The following is a 21956-nucleotide window of genomic DNA, read 5'->3' on the forward strand; positions in this document are numbered from 1 at the left end:
ACTTTGGACGTAGCACGTAATTGGCCGTTGGACGTAGGACTTAGGGCATAAACAGAAGGGATTTGGACCTTTAGGGTGGCAATAAGGATGTGGAGGAACAAATATGTCGACAGATGACAGAATAATTCTGCTGGCGCACGGGGACGGCGGCCGGTTGACGCACGAGCTGGTCACCCAACTGTTTTTTAAACACCTCGGCAATCGGACGCTGGAGATGCTCACCGACGCTGCGGCGCTGACCGTGGGCGAAGGTAGGATCGCCGTGACGACCGATTCCTTCGTGATCGATCCGCCGTTTTTCCCGGGCGGGGACATCGGCAAGCTGGCCGTCTGCGGCACGATCAACGACTTGGCGGTCAGCGGCGCGCGCCCCCGCTACCTGACGGCGGCCTTTCTTATCGAGGAGGGGCTCCCGCTGGAGGACCTGGAGCGAATCGTGGCCTCGATGGCCCAAACCTGCAATGAAGCCGGGGTGCAGGTCGTGGCGGGCGACACCAAAGTCGTCCAGCGCGGGCACCTGGATAAGATTTTCATTAACACGACGGGCGTCGGCGAGATTCCGCCGGATGTGGACCTCGGGTACCACCGGATCGCCCAGGGGGACGTGCTGCTGGTCAACGGCACCCTCGGCGAGCACGGGATGGCCGTCCTGGCGGCAAGGGAGGGCTTCGGGCTGGAGGACCAGGTGCAAAGCGACTGCGCCGCCCTGCACGAGATTACCGCCCGGCTCCTGGAAGATCTCGGTGAGGATGTCCGGCTGATGCGGGACCTCACCCGCGGCGGGTTTGCGACTTCGGTCAAGGAGATCGCCGTTTCGGCCCAATGCGATATATGGATCAGCGAGGGCGACGTTCCTGTAAGCCCCAATACCCGCGGGGCCGCCGAGATGCTCGGCGTCGATCCTCTGTACCTGGCCAACGAGGGCAAGTTCCTGGCGATCGTGTCTCCCGGCAAGGCGGAACGGGCCCTTGCCGCTTTGAAAGAGCACCCCTTGGGCCGCGAGGCCAGGATTGTGGGGGAGGTGCGCTCCGGCCAGGGCAACGTTTACCTCAAGACGCTGCTGGGCGGAACCAAGTACCTGGATTTGCTTGCCGGGGCCCCGCTGCCCAGAATTTGTTAGGATGCCGCTGAAAAACTGCTTAGTCTAACGGGACGCTGGTCGGAAACTCTCCGGGAATACATAGGGCCGGGCATTTCGCCCGGCCCTATTATTTTCGTTTTTGGCGGGAGTGCGTGGGAATCGAACCCACCCAGGGCTTCTCACCCCGCGACCGGTTTTGAAGACCGGGAGGCCCACCAGGACCCATTCACCCCCGCGACAAAACTCATTATAACATGACACACCGGGCTGGACAACCGCCGCGGCGCAAAGCGCTTGACAGCCCTATTTGAACAGGGCGTTGCGCGTCGGCAACTTCAAATAGCCAACAGCTGACAGCGAACCGCCAATCCGCGAGACTAAAGGTCGAGTGGGTTAATGACCAGGCCCGTAATTAGTTTAGGATAGAAGTAGGTTGATTTCTGGGGCATCTTTTCGCCGGCCTCGGCTACGGCCACTATCTCCTCCACGCCGGTGGGGTTAAGGAAAAAGGCGCAGCCGAATTCGCCGGAGTCGACAAGCTGAAAGGCTCCGGTTTCCTCCTGCGTGAATTTAACCTTGCCTTCTCTCGTCCGCGCGTCGGCCCCTATCCCCAGGTGTTTTTCGATAATCAGTTGGTGAAGGATGGCCACGTCGAGGTTCCGCCATGCCTCGGATTTTTCTTTGGGCATTACCGAGGCCAGATCGAGGTCGGGCCGGACGGTCAAAAAGTAGAGGTGACCCGGTCCGGCGTAGAGGCCGAACGAGTGATGCCCGAGTTCCTTCAGCTTTGCAAAGAATCCTTCCGCCGGACCTGCGAAAGGCGTGACTATAAATTCCGGCTCGAGCAAGGCCGCCAGCGCTGCGGGGTCGAAATCAGGCGGCGTCTTGGCGAGACGGTGGGTTGGAAGGATGACCAGGCCGGGGTCGTAGAGGTTAACTAGGACCATCATAACGTTGTTGTGCGGGCCCGGACAATTGTGCTCCTGCGCGTAAGCCAGCGCGGTTTCGTAACGGTGATGGCCATCGGCAATGAAGATGGAGAGCTTGGCCATCTTGGTAATGACCCGGTTGATTGGGTCGGGATCGGCGACGACCCAGAGACGGTGGCCTTGTCCGGCTTCGTCCCGGAAATCTATATCTGGTGCTTTTGCAATAAGAGGCTCGAAGATGCCGGTGATCTCTATCACCGGGTCGGCATAGAGTCCAAAAATCGGGCTAAAATTGGCGTTGCAGGCCCGCAACAGTTGCAGGCGGTCAGCCTTGGCCTTGGGCAGGGTTTCTTCGTGGGGCAGTACCTGGCCTTCGGAATAAGGGGACAAGCGAACGCCGCAGAAGAAGCCGCGCCGCGTAAGAGACCGGTTGCCAAGCGCGAATTCCTGTTCGTAAATATATAAGGCGGGCTTGTCCTCGCGGATGAGGACACTGTCCTTACGCCACCTGGCAAAATCCCGGCCGGCCCTGGTGTAACGGTTGTCCGCGTCGGTGTCTCCCGGGTAAATCTTCCCGTATTCGAGACGGATGACGTTATAAGGGTTGCGCCGGTAATACCGCTCCTGGGCAGCCTCATCGATAACGTCATAAGGCGGGGTGACTACCTCCGCCAGGTCGGGAACCAGGCGGGGATTATAGCGAAGACCTCTGATGGGGGTGATAAACGCCAAAACGCAATTGCCTCCTCCAAAACGCCAAGAACTTAAGGGTTTCGGTTATTTTAACGCCTGTACGGTTTGAAGGTCCGGTCCCGCCGCACGTGACAATTATAACCGATAAGTTCAAAGCTTGACTAGCTTTCTGCCTTTTTGTTTTCTTTACGCGTCCAGCGGTTGCTGTCGCGCTCGTAGTACTTGGCGAGCATACGTTTAAAGGCGTCTTCGAGGTCGATCCCCAGGGAATTGGCGTAGCAGGCTACGATAAAGAGGATGTCGGCGAGCTCCAGGGCCAGGTCGCCCTCCGGTTCGCCGGGCTTCTTGGGTTTCTGGCCGTAAAGGTGGTTGACTTCCCTGGCTAGTTCGCCCACTTCTTCGGTAAGGCGGGCCAGCATCGACAAGGGATGCCAGTACCCCTCTTCAAACTGCGCGATCCAGCGGTCCACTTCCTGCTGCATTTCCTTGATCCGCACGCTTTAAGCCCCCTGTCTGCCAAGACTGTTTACATTGTAATGCAAAACCCTGCGGAAAGCATACCGGAGTCACCGACAAGACATATTGTCCCACTGGGATGCGTAGACATTGTAATAGCTGTCGGGTACCGGGCATTCACTATTTTCCTTGACTTACACGCTGAATGCCGAATGCTGAACGCTGGGTGCTTTAAAAGGTGTAGCCAGTAATCTTATGAGTTGATGGGGAGGAACGCTGTCATGCGTTGGGTTGTTCTGCCGCGCGCGCCGGTGTCCATCGCGGTCGCTGTTTTGGTTGTCGTTGTCCTGGCCTATCTGGGGATCTCCAGCCACAAGGAAAAACAGAACATTAAGGGCGAAAGCATGCTGACGAAAGGCATCGAGCAGACCCGCAACAGTAAAAGCTTTCGCTACAAGATAACATCCAGGCTGGTCAGTGAAAAGGACGGTGAGACCTATCTCAGCCGGGTCACCGGGGAGCAGGTGGCCCCTGACCGGGTCCACATTAAGGGGATCTTGATCAACACCCCTATCGAACTGGTACAGATTGCCGATACGGCTTATATAAAGGACCAGATGACCGGAAAGTGGATAAAGCTGCAGGGCAACCGGTTTGCCCAAACCGAGCTTTTTATTACCGAGATCAACCCACTGGGTGTCTTTAACTTTAAAGACGTCCCGATTTTGGACTACAAGGGCCGTGACCGCCAGGGAGGGAAGAAGTTCGACCTCCTGGAGTTCGAGCCGGTCGTCCAGAATCCGTTTCTAGAAACGCAGTTTGCAGACTTCGCTTACAAGGTCTGGTTGTATCCCCAGGACCACCGTATCCGTAAGGTCAACCTCCAGGCACGAAGCAAGAATGACGAAACGCAGAAACTCATCATCGACATCGAGGTCTGGGACTACGACAAAAAGATAGAAATCAACCCGCCGATATAGAGGTCGGAGTCGAGGGAATGCGCTTGCGCGAATTCCGGGATTTTCTAACGGGTGTTGGGGCGTTAGGCATTGGGTGTAAGATAGAGGGAAGCCAATCGGCCACGGCCGATTCCCAGAAAAGAATAGAAAGCAGGTAAGCCCGGGAATGCGTTCGGGCTTACCTTGTTTTCGGGCGCCTTTTGGGGGGGGCGATAACTTTTTATTTTTCAACTTTTAGACTTGACCCCGGCGGTTAGAAAATTGACATAAAAGCTTGATTTAAGGTATAATAGGCCAGATTTTAGCAGCAGAGAACGCTGCTTGTTTTTACTGTTGGATTTTACATTAGGGTACGGGGGGAAGGATGGCGTGCACCCTGACGTTGAACGTGTGCTGGTGCCGGCCGCGGACATCGCGGAGAGGGTTAAGGCTCTCGGAGCACAAATCAGCAAGGACTATGAAGGCCAGGAAATCCTGGTCGTTGGCATTCTTAAGGGGTCTACGATCTTCCTGGCCGATCTGGTCCGGCGGATCGATCTCCCGCTTGCCATTGACTTCGTGGCCATTTCCAGTTACGGCAATTCCACCTCCTCCTCGGGGGTGGTCCGCATCCTCAAGGATCTTGAGGAAAGCATCGAAGGACGTCACATCCTGGTCGTCGAGGACATCATCGACACGGGGCTGACGCTCAACTACCTGCTTAAGAACCTCCAGAGCCGCAAGCCCGCCAGCATAAAAGTCTGCGCCCTGCTGGACAAGCCTTCCCGGCGCAAGATCGACGTACCCGTAGATTACCTGGGTTTCAGCATCCCCGACGAGTTTGTAGTCGGCTACGGGCTTGACTTTAACGAACGTTACCGCAACCTGCCCGATGCCTGCGTTCTAAAGAAATCCGCTTATGAATAGGAGGGCGGGAGAGTGCAGACGCCGAGCAACCAATTAGTTATCGTCCTGGATTTCGGCGGGCAGTACACCCAGCTGATCGCCCGGAGAATTCGCGAGTGCCGCGTTTACTGTGAAATCCTACCCTATTACACGCCGGTGGAAGATCTGGCGGCCAGGAAGCCGATGGGGCTGGTTTTCTCCGGGGGGCCGTCCAGCGTCTACGCGGAAGGCGCTCCCGAAATCGATCCCGCCGTCTACAAATCGGGTATCCCCATCCTGGGCATTTGCTACGGCATGCAATTGATGTCCCGGCAGCTCGGCGGCCGGGTGAGCCGCGCCGAGCAGCGGGAGTACGGAAAAACCATCCTGGAAATTATCGCAGGAGATCTGCTGTTTGCCGGTTTTGGCCCCCGCCAGCAGGTGTGGATGAGCCACGGAGACCGCGTCGAAGCCGCGCCCCCGGGCTTTAAGATCACGGCCCGCACGAACTGGTCGCCTGTCGCGGCCATGTCCCGGCCCGAGGATAAGCTGTACGCCGTGCAGTTTCACCCCGAGGTCGTGCACACCCCGAGGGGCAAGGAGATCCTGGAGCATTTCCTGTTCGACGTCTGCGGCTGCCGCGGGGATTGGACCATGGCCTCCTTTAAGGAGACGGCCATCGCCGAGATCCGCCGGGAAGTCGGAAACGGACAGGTGCTGTGCGCGCTGAGCGGCGGGGTCGATTCCTCGGTGGCCGCCGTTCTTGTGCACCAGGCGGTTGGAGACCGCCTGACGTGCGTGTTTGTCGATCACGGACTCCTGCGCAAGGGAGAGGCCGAAGAGGTTAGAAGGATTTTTCAGGACAAGTTCCGCATCAAGCTGCTCCACGTCGACGCCGGGGAGCGTTTCCTGCGCCGCTTGAAGGGCGTCGAAGATCCCGAGATGAAGCGTAAGATCATCGGTGAAGAGTTTATCCGCGTCTTCGAGGAAGAGGCCTCCCGCCTGGGACGGATCGACTACCTCGTTCAGGGGACGCTCTACCCCGATGTCGTCGAAAGCGGCACGGCGACGGCGGCCGTGATCAAGTCCCACCACAACGTGGGCGGGCTTCCCGAGGACATGCGGTTCAAGCTGATCGAGCCCTTGCGGTGGCTGTTCAAGGACGAGGTCCGCGTTCTGGGCGAGGAGCTCGGCCTGCCGGAAGAGATCGTCTGGCGGCAGCCTTTCCCGGGTCCCGGGCTGGCCGTCCGCATTCTCGGCCCTGTAACTCCGGAGAAACTGCGCATCCTGCGCGAGGCGGACGCCATCGTCGTCGAGGAGATCCGCAAGGCCGGCCTGTACCGCAAAATCTGGCAGTCTTTCGCCGTGCTCCCCCCGATGCGCAGCGTAGGGGTTATGGGGGACGAGCGGACTTACGCCTATGCCGTCGTCGTACGCGCCGTGGACAGCCGCGACGGGATGACGGCCGACTGGGTGCGCCTCCCCTACGAAGTCCTGGAGGCCGTGTCTTCCCGCCTAGTCAGTGAAATTAAAGAGGTTAACCGGGTAGTCTATGATATAACGTCGAAACCGCCGGCCACCATCGAGTGGGAGTAAGTCGAAGTCAGTGAAAGGATGTGGTCGAGGAGGCAGGTGCACAGAAAGTCGTACCGAGCATCGAGGGAAGTAAACGGGGTTAATGAAATGAAAGGAGGAAATAAAGTGCAGCCCGTTATCGGTATCGTCATGGGGAGTGATTCCGACCTCCCGGTAATGCGCCAAGCGGCGGCCACACTGGAAGAGTTTAAGATCCCTTACGAAATAAACGTTGTCTCGGCTCACCGCACGCCTGAACGGGCCCGTGAGTACGCCAGGACGGCGGAAGAACGCGGCCTGGCCGTAATCATCGCCGCTGCGGGCGGGGCCGCCCATCTCGCCGGAGTGATGGCGGCGGAAACGACGCTGCCCGTCATCGGCGTGCCTGTCTCGTCGGGCAGCCTTCAGGGCATGGATGCGCTGCTGGCGACAGTACAGATGCCGCCGGGTATCCCGGTGGCCACGGTGGCGGTCAACGGGGCCAAAAACGCGGCCATCCTAGCGGTGCAAATCCTCGGCGCCGGGGACGCGCACATCCGCGCCCAGGTGAAATCCTTTAAAGAGAAAATGGCCCGCGCCGTCGAAGCGAAGAATGCGCGGCTTAAGTCCCTGGGCCTGGAGGAATATCTGCGGGAAATGGAGAAGGATTAGTAAGATAATCTGGCTGGCGCACTCCGCCCGGCGAACAGCTGCGGCGGAGGTTCGCGCCGTTATTAGCTTTTTCGGAGGGAAAGGCGTTGATCGAGCGTTACTCACTGCCGGAAATGAAGGCCGTCTGGTCGGACGAGAACCGCTTTCAGAAGTGGCTGGACGTCGAGATCCTGGCCTGCGAAGCGATGGCCATCCTGGGCAAGATTCCGGCAGAAGCCGTTGAGGTTATCAAGGAACGGGCCAGGTTTGACGTCCGGCGCATCAACGAAATCGAAAAGGTTACCCGCCACGATGTTATCGCATTTTTGACCTGCGTCAGCGAGTACGTAGGGGAAGAGGCCAAATACCTGCACCTGGGATTGACCTCGTCGGACGTCGTGGACACGGCGCTGGCCGTACGCATGGTGGAGGCCGGGCGATTGATCCTGGACAAGCTGGAAAAACTCTACCGGGTGCTGCTCGCCCAGGCGCAGAAGTATCGCCACACGCTGATTATCGGGCGCACGCACGGCATTCACGCCGAACCCATGACCTTCGGGCTGAAGATGCTCCTCTGGGCTGCCGAAACGGAGCGCAATATCGCCCGCATGAAAAACGCCATCGAAGAGGTCAGTGTGGGAAAGCTTTCAGGGGCGGTAGGCACTTACTCCAGCATTGATCCCTTTGTCGAGGAATACGTTTGCTCAAGGCTTTTGCTTGTTCCGGCCAAGGTGGCAACCCAGGTGATCCAGCGCGACCGCCACGCCGCTTACATGACGACGCTGGCTGTCATCGCCGCCTCCCTCGAAAAGTTTGCCGTGGAGATCCGCAACTTGCAGCGCACCGACCTGCGCGAAGCAGAGGAACCCTTTGTGCCCGGCCAAAAAGGTTCGTCTGCCATGCCGCACAAGCGGAATCCTATTGTTTGCGAGCGCATCACGGGTTTGTCCAGGCTGGTCCGCAGCAATGCCGCGGCGGCCCTTGAAAACGTGGCCCTCTGGCACGAGCGCGACATTTCGCATTCTTCGGTCGAGCGCGTTATTATCCCCGACAGCACGCTGGCTCTCGATTACATGCTCTACCGCTTTGCCATCGTCGTTGAAAAGATGCACGTCTATCCGGAGAATATGCTGCGCAACCTGGAGCGAACCCAGGGACTGGTTTTCTCGCAAAGGGTGCTTTTGGCCTTGGTGGACAAGGGCCTTACGCGCGAGGAAGCCTACCAGATCGTGCAGCGCAACGCCATGGAATCGTGGAACTCGCAGGAGCCTTTAAAGGACCTTTTGGCCCGCGACGCCGACGTCCAGCAGTACCTGAGCCGCGCGGAGCTCGACGAAATCTTTGACTACAGGTATTTCACCCGCCGGATTGACACAATTTTTGCCCGTTTTGGCTTGTAAAGGCTGATCTAAATTCGAAGTAGAGGGGATCGCCCGTGGAGAAAGGCGAGTTCATTTACGAGGGAAAAGCGAAGAAAGTCTACAGGACGGATAATCCCGACTATTACATCGTCTCTTACAAGGATGACACACGACCCCCTCGTGACCCGCGGGTATATCGAGGTCTTAAAACTTGCCACACCGGATGAGGTGCGTTTCCTGTCGGCTACGGCGCTTCGGGTCAACGGCATCCTGAAGGAATATCTGGCTGCGAGGGGCCTGCTTCTGGTTGATTTCAAGCTGGAGTTTGGCAAGGATAGTGCCGGCCGGATCCTGCTTGCCGATGAGATCTCTCCCGACACGTGCCGTTTTTGGGATGCCCAGACCAGGGAAAAACTGGACAAGGACCGTTTCCGCCGCGATCTTGGCGGCGTAGAGGATGCCTACGCCGAAGTCCTCAAGCGGCTGACGAGTTAGCCGCTTACAGGACGGGCGTTGGATGTTGGACGTTAGAGACAGAAGAGGGAATTCACCCAAAGGGAATTCCGAATCTAGTAAGTTTTAAGGCTTTAAGGAATTTCCGTATAGAAGTTTTGCCACTTATCTGAGTGCCTAATGCCTGATGCTTAGCGCTTAGACTGGGAGTGGGGTCATGTCTGACTGGTGCGATAAGATGCGCGAGGAATGCGGTATTTTTGGCATCTGGGGTCCGGGAAGAGACGTTGCCAGGCTGACTTATTACGGGCTGTACGCCCTCCAGCACCGGGGCCAGGAGAGCGCGGGCATAGCCGTCGCTGACGGCCGCCGCATCAGGCTGCACAAAGGCATGGGCCTGGTCCCCGAGGTATTTGGCAGCGATACCCTGGATTTGCTGCAGGGAGATATCGCCGTCGGTCACGTGCGCTATTCAACGACAGGAGCCAGCCACCCGGTCAACGCGCAGCCCCTGGTTTTCCACTACGCCAAGGGACAGATCGGCCTCGCCCACAACGGCAACCTTACGAACACCACGGAACTGAGGCGCTACCTGGCATCGACCGGGGCAGTGTTCCAGAGCACGACCGACAGCGAAATCATTGTCAACCTGATCGCCCGTTACAGCCAGCTCAGCCTTGAGGAGGCCATTCTCAAGGCGATGCAGGATATCGAAGGCGCTTATTCCATCCTCGTCATCACTGAGGACCGCCTTATCGCCGTGCGCGACCCCCAAGGGTTCCGGCCTCTTTGTATGGGCCGGCTCGGCGACGGGTTTATCGTGGCCTCGGAATCCTGTGCCCTGGATACGGTAGGGGCGACGTTTATAAGGGACGTCGAGCCGGGGGAAGTTATCGTCATCGACAAAAGGGGCGTATCGTCCTGTCACGCGCAGAAGAAGCCGCGGGCCCACTGCATCTTCGAGTACATCTACTTCGCCCGCCCCGACAGCGTTATCGATGGCTTCACCGTAAACCGCATCCGCCGCGAACTCGGTCGCCAGTTGGCGCGCGAGTTCAGGACCGAGGCCGATATCGTGATCGCGGTTCCGGACTCGGGAACGCCGGCTGCGCGGGGATACGCCGAGGAATCCGGGATTCCTTTTGAGGAAGGATTGATGAAGAACCGTTACATCGGGCGGACCTTCATCCAGCCTTCGCAGAATCTCCGCGACGTCGGGGTAAGCTTGAAACTCAACCCGATCCGCGAGGTGCTCGAAGGGAAAAGGGTGATCCTGGTGGACGATTCCCTGGTGCGAGGGACGACGAGCGGCAGGATCGTCCGCATGCTACGCAGCGCGGGGGTTAAGGAGGTACACCTTGCCTTAAGCTCGCCTCCGATTATCCGGTCCTGTTTCTTCGGCATCGATACCTCAAACGAGAAGGAACTGATCGCTGCCCACAAGCCTCTCGACGAGATATGCAGCTATACAGGGGCGGACAGCCTTCATTATTTAAGCCTGTCGGGGCTTCTCGACGTTTTCGGCGATTACAGGGACAATTTCTGCACGGCCTGCTTCAGCGGCAGGTACCCCGTCTCTATCGGCTGTTCGCAGGAGGCCGGGAAGCATGCTCTGGAGGAAGCGAGGGTTTTAGGGTGGCTGAGAAAGGCAGACTGACCTACGCCGGCGCGGGTGTGGACATCCAGGCGGGCAACCGGGCGGTGGAGATGATGCGCGACGCCGTACGGAGCACGCGTCGCCCCGAGGTGCTGGCCGACATCGGCGGCTTCGGCGGTCTTTTTGCTTTGGGGGATAAATACAAGGAGCCCGTGCTTGTTTCCGGCACCGATGGCGTTGGAACGAAATTAAAGGTTGCTTTTGCTATGGATGTGCACGACACGGTGGGCATCGACCTCGTGGCGATGTGCGTTAACGATATTCTGACCCACGGGGCGGAACCGCTCTTTTTCCTGGACTACCTGGCGGTGGGCAAGATGGAACCGGAGAAGGCGGCCGTAATCGTGTCCGGCATCGCCGAGGGCTGCCGCCAGGCCGGGTGCGCTTTAATCGGCGGGGAGACTGCCGAAATGCCGGGGTTTTACGCGCCCGGGGAATACGACATGGCCGGCTTCGCCGTGGGCGTGGTGGAGAAATCGGCCATTGTCGACGGCCGCCGCATCCGTCCGGGAGATGTCCTGGTGGGGCTGGCTTCGTCGGGGCTTCACTCCAACGGCTATTCCCTGGCCCGGAGAGCCATCCTGGAAGTGGGAGACTTTGAGATCGACAATTACCACCATGCCCTGGGTCGTACGGTGGGCGAGGAACTGCTCGTCCCCACGCGGATTTATGTACGCCCGATCCTGAGCGCCCTGCGGAAGTTTGACATCCGCGGCATGGTCCACGTTACAGGGGGCGGGATCACCGAAAACCTGCCGAGGGTGCTGCCGCAGGGGCTGGCCGCCTTCGTGGAACGCTCGGCCTGGCCGGGCCTGCCCGTCTTCGAACTGATCAGGGAACTCGGTGACGTGGACGAGGCGGAAATGCGCCGGACCTTTAACATGGGCATCGGCTTTATCCTCGTGGTCCCCGCGGACCAGGCCGGAGAGTTGATGGACGATATGCGGGCGGCCGGCGAACAGCCGTACCTAATCGGGCGGATCGACTATGGAACGCGAGGCGTGGTCTATGTTTAGTAGTCGGTAGTCAGTAGTCGGATTTAGGATATAAGGAATAGAGATTGAAGGAATTTGGTCTAAGCCAGATTTCAACAAGTATCTGAGTGCCGAATGCTGAAAGCTGAAAGCCCAAGTTACCCGCGTGACGGCAGACAGGGTGTCTGAACAGCCGTAAGGAGATGAGGGGTTTTGCCGGAATTGACTATAGGTGTCCTCGCTTCGGGCCGGGGTTCAAATCTGCAGTCCATTCTCGACGCTATCGGCGAGGGGCGGCTTGAGGCGCGGGTGGCCGTCGTGATCAGCGACAACCGCGAGGCTATGGCCCTGGAGCGGGCCAGGTCCCGGGGCATTCCGGCCTTCTTCGTCGATTACAAGGCTTACCCTGCAAAGGCCGATTATGAGCGGGTCGTCGTGCGATTGCTTAATAAGTACGGTGTCGAACTGGTATGCCTGGCGGGTTACATGCGCATCGCCACGCCGGTGCTGCTGGACGCCTTCCCGAACCGCATCTTGAACATTCATCCCAGCTTACTGCCCTCGTTTCCGGGGCTGCACGCGCAGCGGCAGGCCCTCGATTACGGGGTTCGCTATTCGGGCTGCACCGTGCACTTCGTCGATCAGGGCGTAGACAGCGGGCCGATCATTCTCCAGGCCGTCGTTCCCGTGCTCAAGGACGATACCGAAGAGACTCTTTCCGCCCGCATCCTGGCCGAGGAACACAAGATCTATGTCGAGGCGATCAGGCTGTACCAGCGTGGCTGCCTGGAGATAGAAGGGCGACGGGTCAGGATCAAGGACATTGATGAGAACAAGTAATGTTTTGAGGAGGCTCAACCATGCCTGTACGCCGGGCCTTAATCAGCGTATCGGATAAACAGGGGATCGTGGAGTTCGCCCGGGGGCTCACGGACTTCGGCGCAGAGATTGTTTCCACCGGGGGAACGGCCAAAACGCTCCTGCAGGCCGGCATCCCGGTGACGCCCATCTCTGCGGTGACCGGTTTCCCCGAGATCCTGGGGGGACGTGTCAAGACCCTCCATCCCAAGATCCACGGGGGCATCCTGGCGATGCGCACGCCGGAGCACCTCAATCAGCTGGGAGAGTTCGACATCGCGACGATCGACTTGGTGGCCGTCAACCTGTATCCCTTCAAGCAAACGGTTGCCCGCGAGGGCGTGACTTTGGAGGAAGCCATCGAGAACATCGACATCGGAGGCCCGAGTATGATCCGGGCCGCCGCCAAGAACTACCGCTGGGTAACCGTCGTCGTGAACCCCCGGCGCTATGACGAAATCCTGGCGGCGCTTCGCGAGGCCGGCGACACGAGCGAAGACCTTCGGCTGGCCCTCGCCCAGGAAGCCTTTGCGCACACGGCCCACTACGACGCCGCCATCGCCGGTTATCTCGCCGCCTATCCCATCGGTGTGGAGACCTTCCCCGCCGAAGTGGCCTTGCCCTTCGAACGCGTGCAACTGCTGCGCTACGGAGAGAATCCCCACCAGCGGGCGGCTTTTTACCGCAACCTGAACGTCAGAGGGGCATCGGTGGCGACGGCCCGCCAGTTGCACGGTAAGGAACTGTCCTACAACAACATCCTCGACCTGAACGCCGCCTTCGAACTTGTACGGGAGTTCACCGAGCCGACGGCGGTGATCGTCAAGCACAACAACCCTTGCGGGGCGGCGTCCCGCGAGCGCCTCGCCGAGGCCTACCGCCTGGCGTATGCCGCCGATCCGGTCTCGGCTTTCGGCGGCATCGTGGCCGTCAACCGCCCCGTCGACCGCGAGACGGCCGAGGAGATGGTGAAGATCTTCCTGGAGGCCGTTATCGCTCCGGAGTTTGAGCCGGGGGCGCTGGAGGTCCTTAAGCAAAAAGCCGGCTTGCGCCTGCTGAAGACAGGTCCGGTGGGGGCGGGAACGGCCGACCGGTTGGAGATGCGCAAGGTCAACGGGGGGCTTTTGATCCAGGAAACGGACAACGCCCTTTACCGGGAGGCCCACCTGAAGGTCGTCACCATCCACCAGCCCTCTCCGGAAGATTTCGCCGAAATGGCCTTTGCGTTTAAGGTTTGTAAGCACGTGAAGTCCAACGCCATTACAGTAACCAAGGACCGGAGGCTCCTCGGCGTCGGGGCGGGCCAGATGAACCGCGTGGGATCGGCCCGCATCGCCCTTGAGCAGGCCGGCGAAGAGGTCAGGGGCGCGGTGCTGGCCTCGGACGCCTTTTTCCCGTTTCCCGACACAGTGATCGAGGCCGCCAAGTACGGCATCAGGGCGATCATTCAGCCCGGAGGGTCGGTCAGAGACGAGGAATCCATCAAGGCGGCCAACGAGAACGGCATCGCCATGGTGTTCACCGGGATGAGACATTTTAGGCACTAGGCCGTAAACATTGAGCGTTAGGAATCAGAGCATAACCCGTGATTTCCTGTGTGTTATCTACTCAATGCAGTTATCCCCTGGAAAACCCTGGTTTATAGTGCCGCAGTATCTACCCCAGCGGTATGAAACCAGCAGTTTTGGCGTTAGTAGAAATTCGGGATGGAAGTGCCTAATGCTTAATGCTAATATGGGAGGCTTACGGCATTGAAGATTCTTGTCATCGGCGGGGGCGGGCGCGAACATGCCCTGGTCTGGAAGCTTAGCCAAAGCCCGCGCGTCACCGAAATCTTTGCGGCGCCGGGCAACCCGGGCATGCTCGGTTCCGCCGTCTGTGTCCCCATCCAGGCCGAAGATATTCCCGCCTTGCTGGAGTTCGCCAAAAAGGAACACATCGACCTGACGGTCGTTGGGCCGGAGGCGCCTCTTGTCAAGGGTCTTGCCGACGTCTTTGCGGAAAACGGACTCAGGGTTTTTGGCCCTGAAAGGCGCGCGGCCCAGCTGGAAGGCAGCAAATCCTTTGCCAAGGAAGTCATGCTTGCCGCCGGGGTTCCTACGGCCGCTGCCCAGGTTTTCGACAACTATGCCGAAGCCGACAGTTACATCAGGGCGCTGCGCGGCCCTTGCGTGGTTAAGGCTGACGGTCTGGCCGCCGGCAAGGGGGTAATCGTGGCCCAGAGGCCGGTGGAGGCCCTGCAGGCCGCCGAGGACATGCTGGTTAAGGGCGCTTTCGGCGAGGCCGGCTCCAGGATCCTGGTGGAAGAGGTCCTGGAAGGTGAAGAGGCAAGCCTTTTGGCCTTTACCGACGGGAAAACGGTGCTGCCCTTGCTTCCCGCCCAGGACCACAAACGGATTTACGACGGCGATCTCGGCCCGAACACGGGGGGCATGGGCGCCTACGCCCCGGCTCCGGTCTGCCCGCCCGCGATGATTTCCAGGGTGATTGAGGAAATCATTGTCCCCACCGTCAAAGAACTGAAGTCGCGGGGCATCGTCTACCGCGGCGTCATCTATGCGGGCTTGATGATTACCGGCGACGGGCCGAAGGTCCTGGAATTCAACGTTCGCTTCGGCGACCCGGAAGCGCAGCCGCTGCTTGCGCTGTTGAAGAACGACCTGGCCGACGTCTGTGAAGCCGTCATCGAGGGAAGGCTGCATGAAATCGAGCTTGCATGGGAGGAAGGCGCGGCAGTCTGTGTCGTTCTTGCCGCCCAGGGTTACCCCGGGGCTTACCCGAAGGGAGACCTGATCAGCGGGCTGGATGAGGCCGCGAAGGACGCCATGGTCTTTCACGCCGGCACCGCGTTGCGCAACGGCAAGATCGTGACGGCCGGCGGAAGGGTGCTCGGGATCACCGCCAGGGGCCGGGATTTAAACGAGGCGATCGATCGGGCTTACCGTACGGTGAACAAGATATCCTTTGAAGGTATGCATTTCCGGAGGGATATCGCGCAGAAAGCACTTAAATAGCGTTCAGCATTCAGCGTTCAGCATTCGGATAAGGATTTTTCCCATTCTGGGCCGAGTGCCGAGTGCGCCCAGCACTTAAATGGAAGAGATGAGTTACAGCCAGACCTGTCTTCTGGTGTCTCAAAGACTATGATTTGCTCTAAAGGTAAGGGCTCTGGGAGTTAAGTGCTGGGCCCATAGGGGGAGTGTCGTTTTGCTTAAGATAGTGGAATCAGGAACGGCTGACGTTCTCACCCGCCGCTCTTTTGAGGCCCCGGACGAGATTATCGAGCGCGTGGCTGCGATTGTGGCGGAGGTTAAGGAGCGCGGTGATGAAGCGCTCATAGACTTTACCGCGCGTTTTGACGGCGTTGCTATAGAGGCCGGCGAGCTGCGGGTCACGCCGGCCGAGGTGGAAACGGCTTACCGCCTCGTCGAACCAGATTTCCTGGAGGCCCTGAAGGCCGCCAAGGAGCGCATCCTGGCTTTCCATCGCCGGCAACTGCCCGCTTCCTGGTTCGATGCGACGGACGACGCTTTTGCCGGTCAACTCGTCCGTCCTCTGGAAAGGGTTGGCATCTACGTTCCGGGAGGTACGGCGACTTATCCCTCTTCCGTGTTGATGAACGCCGTCCCGGCCGGTGTGGCCGGCGTAGGGCAGATCGTCATGGCAACCCCGCCCGGCAGGAACGGTACGATTAATCCGCACACCCTTGTAGCCGCCGCTGAAGCCGGGGTAACCGAGATTTACCGGGTGGGCGGCGCCCAGGCCGTAGCCGCCCTGGCTTTCGGCACGGCAACCATCCGTAAAGTGGACAAGATCACCGGACCGGGCAACATCTACGTAACCGTGGCCAAGAAGCTGGTTTTCGGGCAGGTCGGCATCGATATGCTGGCCGGGCCCAGTGAAGTTGTAGTTATCGCCGACCGTTCCGCGGATCCCGGCCTGGTGGCGGCCGATCTCCTGGCGCAGGCCGAACACGACGTGCTGGCCCGGGCCATCTTGATCACCACCAGCTGGGAACTGGCGGCGAAAGTCCGGGACGGGCTGGCCGCTCTGGTGGAGACCATGGATCGTCGAGAGGTGCTGGAGAAGGCGCTCAAAGAAGGGGCGCTGGCCGTTGTCGCCAAGGACCTGGATGAGGCGGTGGCCCTGGCCAACCGGTTCGCTCCCGAACACCTCGAATTGATGGTGGAGGACCCCTTTGCCCTGCTCGGCAAGGTCAGGCACGCCGGAGCCGTTTTTCTGGGGGACTGCACGCCGGTGGCTCTCGGCGATTACGCCGCGGGTCCCAACCACGTCCTTCCCACGGGGGGGACGGCCAGGTTCTTCTCGGGCCTGGGGGTTGAAACCTTTCTTAAAAGAATCAACGTCTTCTCCGCGGGCCGGGACGCATTCCGGGAATTGGCCGGCTGCGTGTCCAGGCTGGCGGAGATAGAGGGGCTGCCGGCCCACGCCTGGGCCGTCAACGTACGCAGAGAGGGGGCGGAGGATTGATGCCGGACGAGATAAAAAAGCTCTTAAGGTCTGAACTCAGGGACCTGGTTCCGTACCACGTGCCGGCTTACAAAGGCGTTATCAAGCTGGACGCCAACGAGAACAATTTTGAGTTTCCCCCTGCGGCCGCCGCCGACATCGCGAAAAGGATACGCTCCGAGATATACAACCGCTATCCCGACAGCGAGGCCCGGAGCCTGCGGCAGGCCCTGGCCTCCCGCCACGGCATCGATATCGGCCAGGTGATGGTCGGCAACGGTTCCGACGAACTGATCCTGGACCTGATGCTGGCCTTCGCCGCCGGAGCCAAGGTGCTAATCGCCGTGCCGACCTTCAGCATGTATGCCATCCACGCCGTCATCGCCGGGGCGCAACCGGTACCGGTCGCCCGCCGGGAGGACTTCAACCTTGACGTCGAGGCCCTTGTTTCCGCAGCGGCGGACCCGGACGTTAAAATGATCGTCCTTTGCACGCCCAATAACCCCACCGGCAACGTTATCCCGCCGGAGGAACTGGAAACGGTTTTGCGGGAGAGCCGGGCGATGGTGGTGGTAGACGAAGCTTACATTGACTTCGGGGGCGTTCCGGCGCTGCCCCTCGTCGCCATGTACCCCCGGCTGGTGTTGCTGCGGACCTTCTCCAAGGCCTTTGCCCTTGCCGGGCTGCGCGTGGGATATCTCCTGGCGCAGGAACAGACCGTCGAGGCGTTGTGGCGGGTGAAGCAGCCGTTTAACGTCAACAGTTTTTCGCAACTGGCGGCCGAGGCCGTGCTCGCGCATCGAACCGAGTTTGAAGAGCGCATCGCTCTGATTATCAGGGAGCGGGACCGCTTGTACGCCGCCCTTCAAGCGATGCCCGGGGTGGAGGCCTACCCTTCGGAGGCCAACTTCATCCTGTTCAGGACCCCGCTGCCCGGCGGGAGAGTCTACGAGGAGTTACTGGCCAGGGGTGTGCTGGTCAGGAACCTGGACGGCCCGCGGCTTGAACGTTGCCTGAGGGTCTCGGTGGGGAAGCCCAAGGAAAACGATTTCTTCCTGGGAGCCCTGGACGATGTCCTTAGAATCTATAAATAGTTTAAGGAAAGGGATAGAAGGGGGGATGGGGCATTGCGCAGGGGCGAAGTGCACCGCCAGACGGGCGAGACCGATATCCGGGTGGAAGTGATGATCGACGGTAACGGGGGATATGAACTGCAGACGGGTATCCCGTTCTTCGAGCACATGCTCGCCTTGCTGGCCAAGTTCAGTTCCTTCGATTTAAAGATCAAGGCCCGTGGGGACCTGCAGGTCGACGCCCACCACACCGTCGAGGACGTCGGCATCTGCCTGGGCGAGGCACTGGCCAAAGCTCTCGGGAACAAGGCCGGGATCAGGCGTTTCGGGCACGCCGTCGTGCCTATGGACGAATCCCTGGTAATGGTGGCCCTCGACTTGAGCGGCAGGGGATACCTGGCCTTTGAAGTCGGTATCCCGGCTTCGAAAGTCGGCGATTTTGACACCGAACTGGTGGAAGAGTTCCTGCGCGCGCTTGCGCATAACGGGCGCTTCAACCTGCACGTCCGGAGGCTGGCCGGCGGGAACAGTCACCACATCATCGAGGCTGTTTTCAAGGGCCTGGGGCTGGCCCTGGGCGACGCGGTGGCCATTGACGCCGGTAGAGGAATCCCTTCGACGAAGGGCGTAATAAACTGAACAGGGTGAAATAAGTTGATTGTCATCATCGACTACGGTATGGGCAACCTGCGCAGCGTGCAGAAGGGTTTTGCCAAGGTGGGCTGGGAAGCCGGGATTGTGTCGGAGCCGGAAGCCCTGGAGGCCGCTCGCGGCGTTGTCCTGCCCGGGGTGGGGGCCTTTGCCGACGCCATGCGGAACCTGAGAGACATGGGGATGGACCTTGCCATCCGGCGGGCGATAGACGCCGGAAAGCCGTTTCTCGGCATTTGTCTCGGCCAGCAGCTCCTTTTCGAGTCCAGCGAAGAGTGGGGACGCAGCCGGGGCCTCGGCGTTTTCCGCGGGACCAACCGGCGGCTCCCGGAAAGCGTGAAAGTCCCGCACATGGGCTGGAACGAGATGGAAATCAGGCGTCCCTCGCCCATTTTTGCGGGGATACCCGACCGCGCGCGTTTCTACTTCGTGCATTCGTACCATGTACAGCCTGTCGATGACGAAATCATCCTGGCCGAGACGGAGTACGGCGTGCGCTTTGCTTCGGTGGTCGGCCGGGGCAATGTTTTCGGCATACAGTTCCACCCGGAGAAGAGCAGCGGCTTCGGGCTGCAAATCCTGCGGAATTTCGGAAAGTTGGTGAAGGATGCTAGTATTTCCGGCGATTGACCTGCGCGGGGGGCGATGTGTCCGCCTCATCCAGGGGCGTCTTGACAAGGAGACCGTTTACAGCAACGACCCGGCGGCCGTGGCCCTGCGGTGGCAGGAGCAGGGCGCGGAGTACCTGCATGTCGTCGACCTCGACGGGGCTTTCGCCGGGCAGCCCAGGAACGCGGAAGCGATAAGCGCGATCATCCGGGCGGTCAGGATACCCGTGCAACTGGGCGGCGGGATCAGAAATATGGAGACCGTGCGCGGCTACCTCGGGCTGGGGGTGGAGCGCGTTATTTTGGGAACGGCCGCGGTGAGCGATCCCGCCTTCCTTGGCGAGGCCCTCGCCGAGTTTGGGGAGCGCATTGTCGTCGGCGTGGACTGCCGCGACGGGCGGGTCTGCGTCGAGGGGTGGGGCAAGGCCGTCGCCAGGGACTACCTGGATTTTCTCAAAGAAATCAGCTGTCTCGGAGTAAAACGCATTGTTTTGACCGATATCCGCCGGGACGGGATGCTGCAGGGGCAGAACCTGGCCTCCATCGAGAGGGCTTGCCGGGAGACAACCCTGAAGGTGATCGCCTCCGGCGGAGTGGCCGGCATTAACGACATCAAGGCCCTGAAGGCCTTGAGCCTCGAGGGGATAGAAGGCGTGATTATCGGAAAAGCCCTTTATGCCGGGACGATCAAGCTGCGGGAAGCCCTGGCGGTGGCGAAAGGGGAATAAGAGTTGTTAGCCAAGCGCATCATTCCCTGCCTGGACGTGACGGGCGGGCGCGTCGTCAAGGGCGTAAACTTCGTCGATCTGCGCGATGCGGGGGACCCCGTCGAACTTGCCGCCTTTTACGACCGTGAAGGCGCCGACGAGGTTGTGTTTTTGGACATTACGGCGTCATCCGACGGGCGGGACATCATGCTCGACGTCGTGCACCGTACGGCGGAGGAGGTTTTCATCCCGTTCACCGTCGGCGGGGGCCTGCGCAGCGTCGAGGACATCCGTTTGATGCTGGCGGCCGGAGCTGATAAGATATCATTGAATACCGCCGCTGTGAAAAACCCTTCGCTGGTTGCCGAAGGAGCTGAAAAATTCGGCGCCCAGTGCATCGTGGTCGCCATCGACGCCAAGCAGACGGCTCCGGGCAAGTGGGAGGTCTTCATTCACGGGGGCCGCACCCCTACAGGGATCGACGCCCTGGAGTGGGCGCGCCGGGTCGAGGCTCTCGGCGCGGGCGAGATCCTGCTGACCAGCATGGACCGCGACGGCACCAAGGACGGCTACGACATCGCTTTAACGAGGGCTGTGGCTGACGCCGTTAGGATCCCGGTCATTGCCTCGGGAGGGGTGGGCAACCTCGAGCACATCGCGGAAGGACTCACCGACGGCGGGGCGGATGCCGCCCTGGCGGCCTCGATCTTTCACTTCGGCGAGTACTCGGTCCGCCAGACCAAAGAGTTCCTGCGCGAGCGGGGGATACCTGTACGACTGTAGCAAGTCGGTAGTCAGGGGACGGGTTTGGGTTCGGAGTACCGGAAAGTGTGATTATAAATTATAAGCTTTTAGGCATATAAAGTAAGAATTAAGGGATTTGGCTTCAGCCAAATCCCAACAAGTATCTGGGTGCCGAATGCGAGTGCCGGGTCAGACGTAGAACGAAGATGTTACGACGAGGCTCTTGTGCGAGTTGATTGATCATATTACGATTTGGTTTTTCCCGGGGAGGGATGGAGCAGGTGGGTTTCAAGATAGATAAGCTGAAGTTCAACCAGGACGGTTTGATCCCGGTGATCATCCAGGACGTCAGGACGAATAAGGTCCTGATGCTGGCTTACATGAACAGGGAAGCCCTTGAAAAAACGATGCAGTCCGGCGAAACGTGGTTCTGGAGCCGCAGTCGCCAAAAGCTGTGGCACAAGGGCGAGACCTCCGGGCACGTCCAGCGGGTGGATGAGATCTTTTTTGACTGCGACGCCGACACGCTGCTGATCAAGGTGGAACAGCACGGAGCCTGTTGTCACGAAGGATACAGCACCTGTTTCCATTACAAGATCGCCGAGAGCGGCGTCGCCATCGTCGGGGAGATGGCCTTCGACCCGAGTTTGGTCTACAGTAAGGATGTGCAAAGGGATGCCGCGGCGGCCGACCAGCCTCCCGCCCGGCCCCAGGCGGCGGTTCGGGATGAGAAGAGTGTCGACAGCGTAGCTATCCTTAATGAACTGTACGATCTTATTGTCAGCCGCAAGAGCCAGAGACCCTCGGGAGCCTATACCAGCTACCTGTTTGATAAGGGCCTGGATAAGATCTTGAAAAAGATCGGGGAGGAGACTTCCGAGGTCATCATCGGGGCGAAAAACCACATCCGCGAGGAAGTGGTCTACGAGGTCGCCGACCTTTTCTATCACGTGATGGTCCTCCTGGCGGACCAGGGTATTCACCTCAACGAGGTGATGCGGGAACTGGAGAACAGAAGGAAATAGAAGCTGTTGGCCGTCAGATGTTGATGTTTGATGTTGGTTATCGGGTATAGGTAAGAAGAGCCCGGGCGACGAGTGCCCGAGGTTTAGTGCCTAAAGCCCAACGCCCAGTGCCCAGCGCTCAAAGCCTAATCCAAGTGTCCGGAAGGCTGCGGATAATCCGCAGCCTTCCCGTTTGTGGTATAATCTTC

The 21956-nt window shown here is 59.7% G+C and carries 21 protein-coding genes, 1 tRNA gene and 1 pseudogene; 20 read left to right on the plus strand and 3 right to left on the minus strand.

Translation table 11 applies throughout. The features are described from left to right. Positions 1 to 103: 103 nt before the first annotated feature. The gene (hypE, locus tag ACUM6F_RS05220) at positions 104 to 1120 is read left to right on the plus strand and encodes a hydrogenase expression/formation protein HypE (RefSeq protein WP_445348591.1); all 1017 of its coding nucleotides are present in this window, start codon (positions 104 to 106) and stop codon (positions 1118 to 1120) included. Between the two features lie 101 nt (positions 1121 to 1221). Here hypE and ACUM6F_RS05225 read toward each other — a convergent pair. The 3 genes from ACUM6F_RS05225 to ACUM6F_RS05235 all read right to left on the minus strand — a co-directional run bounded on the left by ACUM6F_RS05225 (position 1222) and on the right by ACUM6F_RS05235 (position 3200). Then, positions 1222 to 1315, minus strand: a tRNA-Sec gene (locus tag ACUM6F_RS05225). A 143-nt stretch (positions 1316 to 1458) separates the two neighbouring features. Then, complete coding sequence (locus ACUM6F_RS05230; protein ID WP_445348592.1) at positions 1459 to 2742, minus strand: DUF1015 domain-containing protein; 1284 nt, start codon at positions 2740 to 2742, stop codon at positions 1459 to 1461. 122 nt (positions 2743 to 2864) lie between these two features. Next, positions 2865 to 3200, minus strand: coding sequence for a nucleotide pyrophosphohydrolase (locus ACUM6F_RS05235; RefSeq protein ID WP_425621274.1), 336 nt, complete (start codon positions 3198 to 3200; stop codon positions 2865 to 2867). A gap of 240 nt (positions 3201 to 3440) precedes the next feature. Between ACUM6F_RS05235 and ACUM6F_RS05240 the strand changes: the two genes are divergently transcribed. The 19 genes and pseudogenes from ACUM6F_RS05240 to hisIE all read left to right on the plus strand — a co-directional run bounded on the left by ACUM6F_RS05240 (position 3441) and on the right by hisIE (position 21768). Further along, positions 3441 to 4139 carry a hypothetical protein gene (locus ACUM6F_RS05240; protein ID WP_445348593.1) on the plus strand — a complete coding sequence of 233 codons (699 nt, stop codon included), beginning with the start codon at positions 3441 to 3443 and terminating at the stop codon, positions 4137 to 4139. Positions 4140 to 4487: 348 nt separating this feature from the next. Continuing rightward, positions 4488 to 5024, plus strand: coding sequence for a hypoxanthine phosphoribosyltransferase (gene hpt, locus ACUM6F_RS05245; RefSeq protein ID WP_425621276.1), 537 nt, complete (start codon positions 4488 to 4490; stop codon positions 5022 to 5024). Between the two features lie 12 nt (positions 5025 to 5036). After that, entirely contained in the window at positions 5037 to 6578 is a 1542-nt protein-coding gene (gene guaA, locus ACUM6F_RS05250; protein ID WP_445348594.1) for a glutamine-hydrolyzing GMP synthase, read from the plus strand. Between the two features lie 87 nt (positions 6579 to 6665). Then, positions 6666 to 7208, plus strand: coding sequence for a 5-(carboxyamino)imidazole ribonucleotide mutase (gene purE, locus ACUM6F_RS05255; protein WP_425621278.1), 543 nt, complete (start codon positions 6666 to 6668; stop codon positions 7206 to 7208). Between the two features lie 86 nt (positions 7209 to 7294). Next, the gene (gene purB / locus ACUM6F_RS05260) at positions 7295 to 8587 is read left to right on the plus strand and encodes an adenylosuccinate lyase (protein WP_425621279.1); all 1293 of its coding nucleotides are present in this window, start codon (positions 7295 to 7297) and stop codon (positions 8585 to 8587) included. 35 nt (positions 8588 to 8622) lie between these two features. Beyond that, the gene (locus ACUM6F_RS05265; RefSeq protein WP_445348595.1) at positions 8623 to 8775 is read left to right on the plus strand and encodes a phosphoribosylaminoimidazolesuccinocarboxamide synthase; all 153 of its coding nucleotides are present in this window, start codon (positions 8623 to 8625) and stop codon (positions 8773 to 8775) included. Continuing rightward, positions 8720 to 9043: pseudogene (locus ACUM6F_RS05270) on the plus strand (phosphoribosylaminoimidazolesuccinocarboxamide synthase); the annotation flags it as partial. The gene ACUM6F_RS05265 and the pseudogene ACUM6F_RS05270, both read left to right, overlap by 56 nt. 175 nt (positions 9044 to 9218) lie before the next feature. Beyond that, positions 9219 to 10658, plus strand: coding sequence for an amidophosphoribosyltransferase (gene purF, locus ACUM6F_RS05275; RefSeq protein ID WP_445348596.1), 1440 nt, complete (start codon positions 9219 to 9221; stop codon positions 10656 to 10658). Beyond that, complete coding sequence (gene purM, locus ACUM6F_RS05280) at positions 10655 to 11674, plus strand: phosphoribosylformylglycinamidine cyclo-ligase (RefSeq protein ID WP_445348636.1); 1020 nt, start codon at positions 10655 to 10657, stop codon at positions 11672 to 11674. Before purF ends, purM begins: the two co-directional genes overlap by 4 nt. Before the next feature lie 171 nt (positions 11675 to 11845). Then, positions 11846 to 12472 carry a phosphoribosylglycinamide formyltransferase gene (gene purN, locus ACUM6F_RS05285; RefSeq protein ID WP_445348597.1) on the plus strand — a complete coding sequence of 209 codons (627 nt, stop codon included), beginning with the start codon at positions 11846 to 11848 and terminating at the stop codon, positions 12470 to 12472. A gap of 20 nt (positions 12473 to 12492) precedes the next feature. Continuing rightward, positions 12493 to 14037 (plus strand): bifunctional phosphoribosylaminoimidazolecarboxamide formyltransferase/IMP cyclohydrolase, encoded by a 1545-nt coding sequence (purH, locus tag ACUM6F_RS05290; protein ID WP_445348598.1) that lies wholly within the window; start codon positions 12493 to 12495, stop codon positions 14035 to 14037. A gap of 204 nt (positions 14038 to 14241) precedes the next feature. Continuing rightward, complete coding sequence (gene purD / locus ACUM6F_RS05295) at positions 14242 to 15504, plus strand: phosphoribosylamine--glycine ligase (protein ID WP_445348599.1); 1263 nt, start codon at positions 14242 to 14244, stop codon at positions 15502 to 15504. A gap of 193 nt (positions 15505 to 15697) precedes the next feature. Further along, positions 15698 to 16981 carry a histidinol dehydrogenase gene (gene hisD / locus ACUM6F_RS05300; RefSeq protein ID WP_425621285.1) on the plus strand — a complete coding sequence of 428 codons (1284 nt, stop codon included), beginning with the start codon at positions 15698 to 15700 and terminating at the stop codon, positions 16979 to 16981. Continuing rightward, on the plus strand, positions 16981 to 18054 hold the full coding sequence (hisC, locus tag ACUM6F_RS05305; protein WP_445348600.1) for a histidinol-phosphate transaminase: 1074 nt from the start codon (positions 16981 to 16983) through the stop codon (positions 18052 to 18054). The genes hisD and hisC overlap by 1 nt, the downstream gene beginning before the upstream one ends. A 33-nt stretch (positions 18055 to 18087) precedes the next feature. After that, complete coding sequence (gene hisB, locus ACUM6F_RS05310; RefSeq protein ID WP_445348601.1) at positions 18088 to 18672, plus strand: imidazoleglycerol-phosphate dehydratase HisB; 585 nt, start codon at positions 18088 to 18090, stop codon at positions 18670 to 18672. A 15-nt stretch (positions 18673 to 18687) separates the two neighbouring features. After that, positions 18688 to 19314, plus strand: a complete 627-nt coding sequence (gene hisH / locus ACUM6F_RS05315) for an imidazole glycerol phosphate synthase subunit HisH (RefSeq protein ID WP_445348602.1) — start codon at positions 18688 to 18690, stop codon at positions 19312 to 19314. Then, entirely contained in the window at positions 19292 to 20020 is a 729-nt protein-coding gene (gene hisA, locus ACUM6F_RS05320) for a 1-(5-phosphoribosyl)-5-[(5-phosphoribosylamino)methylideneamino]imidazole-4-carboxamide isomerase (RefSeq protein ID WP_445348603.1), read from the plus strand. Before hisH ends, hisA begins: the two co-directional genes overlap by 23 nt. Positions 20021 to 20023: 3 nt before the next feature. Continuing rightward, positions 20024 to 20782 (plus strand): imidazole glycerol phosphate synthase subunit HisF, encoded by a 759-nt coding sequence (gene hisF / locus ACUM6F_RS05325; RefSeq protein ID WP_425621289.1) that lies wholly within the window; start codon positions 20024 to 20026, stop codon positions 20780 to 20782. Positions 20783 to 21015: 233 nt separating this feature from the next. Next, positions 21016 to 21768, plus strand: coding sequence for a bifunctional phosphoribosyl-AMP cyclohydrolase/phosphoribosyl-ATP diphosphatase HisIE (hisIE, locus tag ACUM6F_RS05330; RefSeq protein WP_445348604.1), 753 nt, complete (start codon positions 21016 to 21018; stop codon positions 21766 to 21768). The last annotated feature ends 188 nt before the right edge of the window (positions 21769 to 21956 follow it).

The organism is Desulforudis sp. DRI-14, assembly GCF_052618305.1.

Coding starts and splice junctions, on each gene's coding strand:
- hypE (WP_445348591.1), top strand. CDS start 104: ATGTCGACAGATGACAGAATAATTCTGCTGGCGCACGGGGACGGCGGC.
- ACUM6F_RS05240 (WP_445348593.1), top strand. CDS start 3,441: ATGCGTTGGGTTGTTCTGCCGCGCGCGCCGGTGTCCATCGCGGTCGCT.
- purE (WP_425621278.1), top strand. CDS start 6,666: ATGAAAGGAGGAAATAAAGTGCAGCCCGTTATCGGTATCGTCATGGGG.
- purF (WP_445348596.1), top strand. CDS start 9,219: ATGTCTGACTGGTGCGATAAGATGCGCGAGGAATGCGGTATTTTTGGC.
- purH (WP_445348598.1), top strand. CDS start 12,493: ATGCCTGTACGCCGGGCCTTAATCAGCGTATCGGATAAACAGGGGATC.
- hisC (WP_445348600.1), top strand. CDS start 16,981: ATGCCGGACGAGATAAAAAAGCTCTTAAGGTCTGAACTCAGGGACCTG.
- hisA (WP_445348603.1), top strand. CDS start 19,292: ATGCTAGTATTTCCGGCGATTGACCTGCGCGGGGGGCGATGTGTCCGC.
- hisIE (WP_445348604.1), top strand. CDS start 21,016: ATGGAGCAGGTGGGTTTCAAGATAGATAAGCTGAAGTTCAACCAGGAC.